The 12,142-nt window shown below is 34.0% G+C and carries 12 protein-coding genes; 6 read left to right on the top strand and 6 right to left on the bottom strand.

Annotation, left to right across the window (positions count from 1 at the left end):
* Positions 1-446: 446 nt before the first annotated feature.
* The gene (locus ACVBAX_RS21545; protein WP_447118789.1) at positions 447-1,847 is read left to right on the top strand and encodes a hypothetical protein; all 1,401 of its coding nucleotides are present in this window, start codon (positions 447-449) and stop codon (positions 1,845-1,847) included.
* A gap of 166 nt (positions 1,848-2,013) precedes the next feature.
* Here ACVBAX_RS21545 and ACVBAX_RS21540 read toward each other — a convergent pair whose 3' ends face one another.
* Entirely contained in the window at positions 2,014-2,286 is a 273-nt protein-coding gene (locus tag ACVBAX_RS21540; protein WP_340906828.1) for a hypothetical protein, read from the bottom strand.
* Positions 2,287-2,364: 78 nt separating this feature from the next.
* On the bottom strand, positions 2,365-2,988 hold the full coding sequence (locus ACVBAX_RS21535; RefSeq protein WP_340906830.1) for a hypothetical protein: 624 nt from the start codon (positions 2,986-2,988) through the stop codon (positions 2,365-2,367).
* A gap of 161 nt (positions 2,989-3,149) precedes the next feature.
* Between ACVBAX_RS21535 and ACVBAX_RS21530 the strand changes: the two genes are divergently transcribed.
* A complete protein-coding gene (locus ACVBAX_RS21530; protein ID WP_447118788.1) occupies positions 3,150-3,698 on the top strand; it encodes a hypothetical protein in 549 nt (182 codons plus the stop codon).
* 24 nt (positions 3,699-3,722) lie between these two features.
* Entirely contained in the window at positions 3,723-4,007 is a 285-nt protein-coding gene (locus ACVBAX_RS21525; RefSeq protein WP_340906833.1) for a hypothetical protein, read from the top strand.
* Positions 4,008-4,056: 49 nt separating this feature from the next.
* On the opposite strand, the gene ACVBAX_RS21520 is transcribed toward ACVBAX_RS21525, so the two are convergent.
* Positions 4,057-5,154: a PD-(D/E)XK nuclease family protein gene (locus tag ACVBAX_RS21520; protein ID WP_340906835.1), complete on the bottom strand. Its 1,098-nt coding sequence runs from the start codon at positions 5,152-5,154 to the stop codon at positions 4,057-4,059.
* Positions 5,154-5,543 (bottom strand): hypothetical protein, encoded by a 390-nt coding sequence (locus tag ACVBAX_RS21515; protein WP_340906836.1) that lies wholly within the window; start codon positions 5,541-5,543, stop codon positions 5,154-5,156. The genes ACVBAX_RS21520 and ACVBAX_RS21515 overlap by 1 nt, the downstream gene beginning before the upstream one ends.
* Positions 5,544-6,027: 484 nt before the next feature.
* Between ACVBAX_RS21515 and ACVBAX_RS21510 the strand changes: the two genes are divergently transcribed.
* From ACVBAX_RS21510 to ACVBAX_RS21500, 3 genes are read left to right on the top strand one after another with little or no spacing between them, the layout of a single operon-like run.
* On the top strand, positions 6,028-6,882 hold the full coding sequence (locus ACVBAX_RS21510; protein ID WP_340906837.1) for a hypothetical protein: 855 nt from the start codon (positions 6,028-6,030) through the stop codon (positions 6,880-6,882).
* 58 nt (positions 6,883-6,940) lie between these two features.
* Positions 6,941-7,747: an ArsR/SmtB family transcription factor gene (locus tag ACVBAX_RS21505; RefSeq protein ID WP_447118787.1), complete on the top strand. Its 807-nt coding sequence runs from the start codon at positions 6,941-6,943 to the stop codon at positions 7,745-7,747.
* Positions 7,744-8,967 carry an MFS transporter gene (locus ACVBAX_RS21500; RefSeq protein ID WP_447118786.1) on the top strand — a complete coding sequence of 408 codons (1,224 nt, stop codon included), beginning with the start codon at positions 7,744-7,746 and terminating at the stop codon, positions 8,965-8,967. Before ACVBAX_RS21505 ends, ACVBAX_RS21500 begins: the two co-directional genes overlap by 4 nt.
* A 268-nt stretch (positions 8,968-9,235) precedes the next feature.
* Here the strand turns inward: ACVBAX_RS21500 and ACVBAX_RS21495 are convergent, their stop codons facing one another.
* Together ACVBAX_RS21495 and ACVBAX_RS21490 are read right to left on the bottom strand one after the other, a co-directional pair.
* Positions 9,236-10,972 (bottom strand): ATP-binding protein, encoded by a 1,737-nt coding sequence (locus ACVBAX_RS21495; protein ID WP_340906842.1) that lies wholly within the window; start codon positions 10,970-10,972, stop codon positions 9,236-9,238.
* On the bottom strand, positions 10,972-12,048 hold the full coding sequence (locus tag ACVBAX_RS21490; protein ID WP_447118785.1) for an SIR2 family protein: 1,077 nt from the start codon (positions 12,046-12,048) through the stop codon (positions 10,972-10,974). The genes ACVBAX_RS21495 and ACVBAX_RS21490 overlap by 1 nt, the downstream gene beginning before the upstream one ends.
* Between the last annotated feature and the right edge of the window lie 94 nt (positions 12,049-12,142).

Raw genomic sequence — 12,142 nt, 5'->3', positions numbered from 1 at the left:
TTGAAATATAAGGGATTAAGTGGGTTAATGAATGAATGTTACTAGGTAATATCCTCTAAGTTGTCCTTTTTTATAAAGTGATTCATAATGAAAAAACAGAAAAAGTTTATGAATCACCTGAAAAGTTAGAGAAACCTTGATATATAAGGGTTTCACTTTTAGAAATACCATTATCACTAGTAGTTATATCCTCTAAGTTGTCCTTTTTTCAAAAGTGATTCATAAGAGAAATCCTCTTACTTATGAATCACTCTTCTATATAATAAAAACGCTATATATCAGTGTTTTTAGTGAGGATGTAATTGTTATATCCTCTAAGTTGTCCTATTTCAAAAAGTGATTCATAAGGAAATGAAGCTGATGAATATCCCTATTCAAAAGCGATTACACATCGCTACAAGCATGATAGAATAAGAGAAATAGCTTGTTTGAGGTGAAAAAAACGTATGGCAATCCGATCAAACAATAAAGTTCTAATCGAAGATATTTTGTCCGAGGAATTTATTTTAGATAAAAATTACGTATTTAATTATAGAATTCAAGAAGCGATCGCGAGAGATAACTTTCAAGAGTCGGAAGTATATCCCTATCCACAGTCCAAAATAGAAAACCCCGAAGAGGGAATGGTTAGTCTCGTTGAAAAGCGGAAACTTACTCCTTTTATCAAAAAAGAAGAGAGTAAAAGTATTGAATGGAATTTATTAATGAGTAAGACCATTATGGACCTTGATGAATACACTGGGGACGTTTTCGATGTCGTGCGTGTATTATGGACAGAGCAGAAGCAAAAAGATAGCTCAGGAATGATTTCCCTGACGGTTGATGATATCTTGCAGTTCAGACAAGAATCTCCTCATAAACACCTTGCAGATGGTACACCGGTTTATCATAAACAAAAAAGAATTAAAGCGATGCAAGAGTTAACAAAGCTTTTTAGCCTGACTTTAAGTTTAGGTAGGAAAGTTGAGGATGTAGAGGTAGATCCCAAAACAGGTGTTGTCCTAAACATCTCTGAAACAGAGGAAGTCAAAAGTCTTTTCTATATCGGGGATTACAAAATGTACTACGAAAATGATGAGCCATTAGGCTTCGAACAGGTATATGTACGACCAGGTAATATTCTTATGGAGAATCTTTTGTTAGAGGAAGAAGAAGATAAAAGCAACATGCGGTTAATGTCGCAGCAGGCACTTAAATACCACTTTAAGCACCAGGTATATCATAAAAGGCTAACTAGATATTTAAACTTAGCTTGGGACTTAAATAAGAAACTAAAGCAAATCTCCTTATATTCATATCCTATAAGTGGTGAAAAAGGATTACTCAGCGTGATGGGTCTTGAGATTACAAATAATCGTAAGAAAAAGCCAAGTGTTTTTCTAGAAGAGTTTACCCGTATCCTTGAAGATTTAAGAGAAGATGGAGTAATAGGTTCATGGAGATATGGAACACCAGATGGAGAACTGGATCCTGAACTATTAAACAAAAGAGGTTGGTTGTTTGATTACTTCTTGAAGCAGCGTGTGATCATTACCCCTCCTAAAAATATCGCTCCATTCTTTAAAGTGGAGGAAGAGGAAGTACAGGCCTTACAAAGTTATCTATCCGTAGCAAGTGAAGTGGAATCTGTTATCAAGGGAGATATCCCATTAACTCCAAGAATCCTTGCTAACGTAAAGGACAAGCTTGATTTGAGTGATCGGCAGCTGGCTAAAGTATCCAAGGTTAGTCAGCCAACTATATCAAGATTGATGACTGATGAATCAACCTTTATGAAACTTAGAAAAAATACAAAAGAGAGACTGCTTGAATGGTTATCCTCTGTTCTACCAGTGCTTGAAAAATGAGAAAAAGTAGTATAGGTACCTCCTTTTGACAGTACCCATACTACTTTTTATTATGTTTATTGAAGACTAAGATACTACCGAATAGGTGGTGCGTTTTTAGGGGACAGGTTCCGCCACGTGGTGCGTTTTCTATTAATATTGTATTAACTGCTCCTCTGTAGAGGGATTACTTTCTCCTTGGTGCTCCAATTAAGTACTCTTCAACAGTCCAACTATGGATTGGATTATTTTTTCTACCAGGTTTAATACAACGATGTTCAAATACACTGTTAAGAGCATACCCTTTATTCTTTAAATAGTTTCCAATCCTTTGTCTTGCCTCTTTTAATCCACCATAGTGCATACCAGTAATTTCGATTACTGGTTCTAGTCTACCACTTTCATGAACAATATACTTTCCAGACTCTTTATCCCCTTTGATGGTAAAATGACTTTCCATTTTATGACCGACCTCCATTTTTTCGAGTGACTGTGCCTTTTCTACCTCTTAGATTTTCTATGCAAATAATAAAATACTTTAGCCGTGCCAATTACCGGTTCGCTTAAATAATGTTATGAATGGATAATTGTCTTCCTCACCTGTATAAGGCATATTATCGGTATAAATCCAAACTGAATCCCCTTTATCAATCATAGTTTCTATTTGGTTATCTTCTGCATAAGAGCTATTCTCCCAGTTTTCTAAAAATAGTTCTTCCCAATTATCTTTTATAGGTGCATTTACAGATAGATAACTAGCTTGGTCAAACAATGTCCCTTCCTCACCGTTATTCATTTTCTTATATTCCTCTATAACGTTCCAGATCTCTTCAGCGGTTAGATTATCATAATAATTTTCTGTCCAATTAACTCCTTTTGCATAAACGTAATCAGAGCTACCCATATACTCAACAAATATGTATGTTCTCAACTTTTCTTTTAATTGTTCCATTTCCTCCTTGGAAACACCTTCATGAGTAGTATCAGCTAATTCCTCTACGTATTCTTTTTCAGAGGGTTTAATTGTTGAATCCTTATTAGCTGGCTTGTTGACTATTACTTCATTGTCTTCATTTGATTCAACTGTATGAGAATTAGAAGAACACCCAAATAGTGATACAAGCAAAATAAGTGAAATTCCAACTAGATATAGGCGGTTCATATTATCGTCTCCTTATGTGCAACGGTAAGTTTAATAGATAACTATAGATAACTTCAGATATTAGCTAAACCAATTATACTTCTTCTTCAATTGAACAATCATTAGAAAAGAGTTTATAATTGAAATTGAATATTTTGCTAGAAAACTATTGAGGTGTAAATATGAATATAGGTGAAGAAATTGTAGCCTCTTACTTAGAATATATTAAAGAATGTGACTTTGTTCAGAGGAATCTCTATACAAAAGATGTTCAAGGTGAAATAGATGTTGTGGGGGTAAATCTTAAGACAAATGAAGCTTATGTTTGTGAATCTACAACGCATTTGACTACGGGTTTGCTTTATACGGGGAAGGATAATAAAAGCAATAACATTCAGAAATTGTACGATAAATTTAGCAAAGATATTGAGTATGCTGAAAAGTACCTGCCAGGCTATAAAAAACACTATATACTTTGGTCCCCAATCGTAAAGGACAATAAGACAACACGTGAAAATAGCCAAATCTATCAAGTTAATATTGTAAAAGAAATGATTCAAGATAAGTTTGGTGTAGATCTAGAACTTGTAATAAATGAGAAATATCAAGAGTGTCTAGTACAATTGCGAAACTACTCAAGAAAAGAAACCAAAGCATTGCAGTCACCAATACTTAGGTACATGCAAATTGAGGAATATCTAAACAAACACGTAATGAATTTAAATAGATAATTAAAACCTAGCAAGGAGAAAGAAATGCGAACGAAAATAAAGAAAGTAAAGTTTGAACCAGAATATAAGAACCCAATATATAACGTAATATTAGAAAGTCCTGAAGGAAATAAATTGAATATCAAGTTTGACTACACTTATACCATGAATACATATATGCCTTTAAAAGTTGAATACAATCGGATGGATAAGGGAGCAAAGCTAGCATGGTACACCAATGAAGTTGAAGATATGACCGTCCAAGAATTTTTAGGCAAAATTGCTAGTAAAATAAATAAAAAATATAACTTTAGCTTAAATAACAAATAAAATTAACAGAAATAGAAAATGGACCGTGACGGTCCATTTTACATTTACTCTATATTTCAAGAATATTATCTATAAGTGGAGTAATCTGGTTCATGATTGTTACTAATTCGTTTATTACCTCTTCAAACCGCTCATTCTGATTAATGCTGATTCTTAAAAAGGAGTTACTTCCTTTTCGTGGAGTAAGAATGCGATAGCAATCCAAACCCTTTATTGCTTCATGGAATGCTTCTCTTCTTTTTGTACGAAGGTTTACGTACTCAGGGTATCCAGTAACCTTCTCGTATTTATCCTTTGGTTTATAAGGATTCAGCTCATAATGTAAGTGGAAATCTTTCACTTTACTATAGTCCAACAAGTTAACTGCTAACTCAAAGTGAATATTAGCTGATGTAGGGAGTAAAACATTGCCATCAAAATTATCTTGTTTCCATTCTGGTTTACTGAATAGAAAGACTGCAGTATTACGTCCTGATCCCCCAGCTTCCCCGAATGTCATGTTTAGATGACTTACTTCAGTTGCTTGTTGGAGTATGTTGATCCAAATCAATTTTTTCTGCAGCCCATTGAGGTTCTTAGTCTTTTCTGCAATGTGATCAGTAGGCTTACAGTTTATAACGGGTTGGTAAAAATTATGGAGTAGTTTACTGTAATCTCTAAGTAACTGTTCCGCTATAGGATGGTTTACATGATTGCTCCAGTCCACATCTAAGAAAGCTCGGTAGTCTTGCTTTTGAAACTCTTTATTGGAAGCGGGAGTGTAAGGGTCTAGAGTTAAAAATAAGAACTTAAATGGTACATCATTGTTTACATCCAACTCAAAAATGAGAGCGTTCTTCCCTTGTTCAGACGCATACCGGTTCGTTTGCTCTACCCCTTCCAAGGCCCCTAACTTGTTCTCGATTACAATAATCATGTTCGTTTTTATACCGTTCTTTTTCTCGATGATAAGATCTGGAGTACCTATCCCCTTCCCTAATCCAACACGAGTACGTGCTACTACTTTTTCATTCTCTAACAAATATGTAGAACAGATGGTCTTCATAAACCAATCTGCAAAAGCTATCTCTTCATTAATAAGGTTTGCTAAGAAGTCCGTTATTACATCCTCACGATAAAACGAACCTAGTAATGTAAAGGTATTCACTATTTCTCACTCTTTCTTATATCCTCATGATCAATTTCATAATAAGCTGCTAATAGTTTTTCTGTATGCATCTTTAGAGCTGGTCTAAAGCAATTAAAACGGCTCTCGTATCCTCGAACCAAGTAACGATAACTACAGAAATCTTCGTTCGTATTCTCCATGGCAAAAACCTTTATCCCTTTACGTCCCATATCCTTTCTAACTTGTGTTAAATCCTTTTGGATACGTTGACGTATCTTTTCCATGAAGAGTACGTGCTGCTTCTTCAGTTTTAACTTATAGTTATTAATACTTTCTATGTCACGATCCAGGGCGGTAATTAGCAAGTTTAATATGATGGATTGAAAGGCCAATTCTTTATCCTGTTCGGGTAACATTTCTTTATCCATTTTGCTTATGTCCCTCCCCTTGAAAATCATTTACTATAACAAATTTGGTGTCAATCATCTAAAAGTCGAAACTAAACGCATACAGGCTTCTTAAATATAACAAAAATGGTGTTAAAAAGTATCATTAAGGACAGAATAAAAAAACATCAAAAGTGTTTATACACTCTTGATGACTGGTTGTTTTGTTGTATTCATCTTTAAGGACCAAACGTAGACCTTCCTCTAATTAATGAGGGGGGTCTATGTTGTTGTGCGATTTATTCGGCCCATTCCACGAATGACGGTATTACTTTGTAATATAAAGTATAAGTGAATATATCTTATTCTTATACTAAAGGTAACTTGTCTATAATGTCACACACAATATAGAATTATCTACATCACTTATCTAAAAGTGGTGTATTTTTTTGTATAAAGGAGGTCTAAATAATTTATTTTTTTCAATATTACTTAGAATATCGAAGAAGGAGTTGGTGTAAAATTCATGTCCAAATATTGGTATGATTATTGTCCTAAAGGAGTAAAAAGTCGTTTTAAATTGTTAGTCTTTAATTGTCATGATCAACCCTTTCTTCCCTTAACAGAGTATTACCATGATTGTACTGGTAGGATTAGTAATAGTTCTACTCTATCGTACATTCAATCCCTCCTTCCATTCTTTACTTGGTTGGATCAATATAGTAATTATCAAGGGAAACACGTTAAATGGGACGATTCACCCGACAGGATACGTAAAGTCGTTGAAGATTATCTTATGAGTGAAATGGCTTGTAAAATTAGAGAGAAAGATACTTTTCGGTTTGTAAACCGTACAAACAAGAGTCCTAATACAGTAAATCGATTTCTTTCAGCGTTAAAATCATTTTATAAATCACTAATTCATTTAAAGTTCTATTTGTATTCCAATCCCTTAATTGATTCACATGCTGTTTTAAATATTTATAAAAGAGGGACTGAAGGGGTTAGAAAAGACAAGCCTCGAATGCCATCAGAAGCAGGAACAGAGGATGCTATACATCATAGAAGATTGACAGATTCTTATTTTAAATTGATTAATGAGGAATGGAAACCCGAAATTATTGGTGATATTTATCTTCCCTATCAAGTTTATGGAGCAGGGAAAAGAGTAAACTGGTCATTAAGAGAAATCTTAATTGCTCGATTACTTTTTGAAACTGGAGCAAGAGCATCAGAAGTTATTGAGTTGACAATTGGAGATTATCGATCTCGTAAATCATTTCAAGAAGCCAGTACTTTTAATAAAGGTAGCTATGGAAAAAGGGTGAAGTTTATCCGATTTAGCAAAGATACTGTAAAGTTATTGTTCAATGTCACCTAGATTAATAAAAAACTTGGAGGTTATCCAAAGTACAAATCTATGGTACGGTATACTTTTAATGCAAAACAAACTCTCTACAATTACAATTCAAGATTTTTCGAACGCAATAAGAAAATTAACCTCACAAGAGTTTTATGAAACGCTATTACCCTACAAAGATCGTTTACATGAAACATTCAGACGTAACGCTGCAATGAACCCAAATACACTTACAGAATATGCATCTCTATTTAAGGAACATGATTACTTAGAGGGTTATGTTCTATCGATTGCTCAAAAAACAAAAAATGAGATTATTGATTTATTTATTGAGACTCTATCTGATTGGTATGATTGGTTACACGAAATAGTCGATTGGAATAAATGGATGCAAGCATTATCCTTTGAAGGAAAATTTCAATTAAGTATTGATAATACTAAACCTATTGAAGAGATTGAAAGAATAACGGGTGGAGCAAAATACCTGCCTGAGCCTTCTATATGGCATATCAAGCTTATTCCACATGTATCCTATCGTCCATGGATTTTAGAACTACGTACAAGTGATACCAAATTGATCTTTTATCCATTAAAAGATCAAGCATTACTAGAACCAGGAGTACCCCCACAGGATCTTATTCGGGGACATAAAGCTTTGGGGGACGAACTTAGATTAAAATTACTTTATCAAATTATAAGAGGACCACAATCACTTCAAGATCTAAGTGTGAAGTTTAATGTTTCTAAAACAACACTTCATCATCAACTCTCTTTACTTAAAGCAGCAAAGTTTATTTCCGTTGATAAGGGTACCTATTCAGTTAACACAGTGCAAATCCAGTCATTTACTTCACGTCTTACTCAATACCTGGGTGACAAACTATGAAAATGACATATTCAAAATCATTTAAAGCTCTTTGGATTGGTGAGATTATCTCAGAATTTGGAGGAGTTGCTGGCGGAATTGTTAACGGTTTATTGTTATATGAATTAACTGGTTCAAAAGAATGGATGGGAGCACTCTGGTTGATTTACTTTCTTCCTTCCTTAATACTCCAAGGGATAAGCTCGCCTTTTCTTAACCATGTTATTAAAGAAAAAATGCTGAAAAATATACAACTGATTCGTTCGGGAGCGTACCTTCTCCCTCTCTTAGGCTATTTAAGTGGAGAAAATCACATTACAATTATAGGTTTAATTATTTTACAATGTTTATTAGGCCTAGTTCAGCCGATATATGCAAGCCTTTCATTCTCACTATTGCCTGATATATGTTCTGAAAAGGAGTTAGTACAAGCAAATAGTTTATTAGAGGGAACTCTCAGATTGATGAGTTTTATTGCACCTGGTGTTACATCATTACTTCTTATAGTCAGTCCTCTTTATGTTATATATGCTATCTCGAGTCTAATGTTTATTTTAAGCTATATATCCTTATTACAAATACCACAGAAGAGTGTAGAAATATTTGCAACGTGGTCCAAAAAATTCTGGTGGGAAGAATTAAAAGCAGGTTATTTTACTTTTTTTCAATACCCACATTTATTAAAACTAACTATCTTATCTTCAATTGTGCAGTTTGCCGTAGGAGCAACCATGGTAATAAATGTTCCTTTCATTCGTGGAGAACTCGATGGACAAGCTTGGGAGTATGCGGTATTCTCTGGGACTTTTCCCGTAGGATATGCTATAGGAATGTTACTACTCACAAAGTTACCAAAAAACAATCTTCTAATGTATTCTGGTTTAATCGGTGGTGGCCTTTCCTTTGTTTTGCTTTACTTTGTTCCATCTATCCCATTGGCTTGGGCTTGTGAGCTAATAGGAGGCATTTTATTTCCGCTATTCAATGCTCAGAGTGCTGCATACTTTCAGAGAGAAGCACCTAGAGAACGTCTTTCACAGTTAAGTTCAATTCGTTTGCTATTTTTAAGGATAACTATGCCATTGGGGATTTTGTTTGCATCAGTTTCTTTCTTAGGGATTAGCACTCGATTAACCTATTTATTAATTGGTACATTCATTGTACTTCCTGGTTTATATTTTTTAATAAAGTCAACTTTTAATAAGGATTCATCTGTTAGACAAGTTAGAAATATTAGTTAACAAAAAGTGCAATGCTTGTGATTAGGAGGCATCGCACTTTTTTGTATGCTTCTTCAATTATACTGCCCCTACTCTACTAGAAGAAAGTTCAACATAGAAAGGCCTTAATCCTTCTTGGATCAAAGCCCCCGTGAGTAAATAGGTTAGGGTGTATTTTCGTTTCTAAACAAGATTAACCCACTAAACAACAATTAGACGCGTTATGAAATAAAACACGCCTAATTGTTGAATGCTAAATAGGGATTATTGCTATAATATCAAAGCAGATTTACTCTAACGTTTGACGCTGAAGATTTTTTACTGATTGGTTTAAATTTTGATTAACCTGTCCATCTTTCCAAATTGACCAAAATTTAAGACTATTAGATTTCGGCTTGTATATCGGTTGGTCAATCTTTATTCTTGAAGGCAATAAACATGCATCTCCTACAACAATACCTTCACCAACACCTAGAGTAGGTAGAACTTCTTTAATTCCTCCTAAATTTTCAGGTAATAAATTACTTACAGCGTTTTTATCTGATTGATTCGATAGTCTTAATGCTATTACATTATTGCATTGACTCATAATAGTAGTATTTAATTCAGATGGACGTTGACTAATAATAGTTAAGCTTACTCCATATTTACGACCTTCTTTTGCAATTCTCTCAAAGTGGGTCAACGCCCTTTTTTCAGATGCATCTGCTAACTGCTTTGCTGGTAAATACAAGTGAGCCTCATCACATAGCAATGAAATCGGATATCTTCTTTCTGAAGGAGTCCATTGCTGAATTTGAAATACAATTTTTGCAACTAAACTAATCACAATTGGTAAAATATCTGATGGAACCTCTGAAAAATCAACAATTTTAACTCCACTATTCTCGTCACTTGATGGTTCCATAAGGTCATTTACTAGTTTTATAAGATAATCAGACTTCAACTTTTCCTCATCTAAATTAAATAAAAATCCATATCTCCTATCATCTAACTTTGAATTTATTCTTGGAAGAAATCGGTCAAATCTCCCTTTAAAAGGGCCGTTGACCAAACCTTTAGCTCCTTGAACCCTTTCATTATTCAATTCTTCAATTTTGTCGACAACATAATTCATTTTATATGGGATCGGACTGTCGATAGTAAATGTCTCAAGCTCTTCTAGCAGTACCATTTCTTCTAGGAGGTTTCTTTTAGCTTCAAGTACAGTTGTTGAAAACACCATTGCTTGGTTAGGCGCATTTTCATCTGTTCTATCTAAAATTAAAGCAAGCATATCTTCATACCCTAGTAACCAATAAGGTAAAAATAACACTTCTTCTCCTGGATTGTCTAAATCTCCAGGACCTGCTATTCTGAATTTTTTAATTTTATCGTGTTCTGCTAAAGGTGAATACTCTCCATGAAGATCTAAAATTATCATATTTGAATTTTTCAAGGAAGCTGCTTGTTCTACTATTTTCGCTACAGTGTATGATTTTCCTGAACCAGTTGATCCAACTATCATTGCATGTCTTTGAAAAAAGGCATCTCCATCGAGTATAGCTTTTGAGTCATTAGATATGGCATAACTTCCTAATGTAAGCGCGGTATCTGAAGTGGCGTTCTCTTCTGCAACAAGTGAGGTGAAAGAAGATAAATATTCCCCTGTAAGATAAAAACAATCTGCACCTATCTCAGGAAGAACCTCTACAGCACGTGTAAACTGAGCTCTCTGTCTCTCTATATTTGGGCCATTTAAGGTTCCTAATGCGTTAATGATAGCTGAATTATTAACTTTAAGGCTTATACCATCCTCTATTGCATAATGTGTAATGTCGTCAACTCTCAACACACGGTCAATTCTACCTATTAATCGAACATTTGGATTAGATGTATGAAGGATAACAAATCCATTTACATTTAGGGTCTTTAAAGTATCATCATCAGGTATATTAACTGTTACACTGTAGCTATCAACTTTAACAACTTGTCCCACACTCCTTATATGTGGTATCTCAAACAAATTAACAATGTCGTTAACCATTATTCAGCCCCCCATGCAATATCAAGTAAACCCTTAAAACTCCAACAATTCTTCTCATAGAAACTCCCCTCATCAACTATATCACTTATAATTCGACTTCCATTTTCAGCTTCTTCTATCGCTAAATAGTTCCTTATCTTTTCTAGCTTAATAATATTTAAAAAAGATTCTGATAGCTCTTTCGCTATTATAATTTTAGGAATTGAACTATTTAGTATCAAAGAAGTAAACGATCCCTGAATATGTATGTCATTAAAGCCAAACCCATAGAAAACTACACTCTTTGTTTCTTGAATAGAATGATTCATCTCAGCAATAACATTATTATATGGTTGTTGATGAGTTTCTAAATATTTTCCTATCCCTGGAGTAACAATAACCGGAATCAAATTACTTTCTCTAAGCAAAGGTAAGTCAGAATAACCTACATTTGATATATTCACGAACCTATCGTCTTCTGTCTTAAACCAACTTAATGACCCATGAGGTTTATATATTTTCACGTGGCAAACCTCATCACGTATTACGCCACCATTTCTTCCCCTTATTTTAATCTCTATCAATCTAGAATGAAAATCGCTATAGGAAATTGGATAAGAAACAATTCCAGTATTAAATCCATCCCAGCTTTGTAACCCTGCTACTGAAGCCGAAAACTCAATTATTTGATCATAATTTGTAGTCACAACATTCAATACTTTATTTTTAGTATGGTGATACTTCTTAAAATACCTAACAAATCCGCAAATATCTTCACCTGTTGAAATTTTCATCATGGTTTTCTTTTCGTCTTTTGCAACGCAAGCCCATGTATGTTCTACAATCGAGGTCGTTAATGAATCAGAGATTTTGGGTACTGATTGCAATGCAGACTCTAAATCTACATCTTCATTTAATAATTTTCTTATTTTTGTCCATACTTCACCATCCTCACCCATATTACCGACAATATTTGTTTGTAGATACTGTGACAATTGATACATTCCTGGTAACCCTGCACCACAAGAAGAGCCGCTTCCAATTACTAAAAGTGGATTGTCTGATAATGCTTTTTTAATATAGGATGCTAATTTCATCTAGCCCTCCGTCTCCAAGGTTTTTATATGTTGGATTATTTTTACATATAATATATCATTTTTATTTAAATTTTTCTCGAATATATACAAAATT

The organism is Robertmurraya sp. GLU-23, from assembly GCF_052983275.1.
Note: the sequence above shows the minus strand (reverse complement) of the source record. Positions and strands in the feature narration are given on the sequence as shown.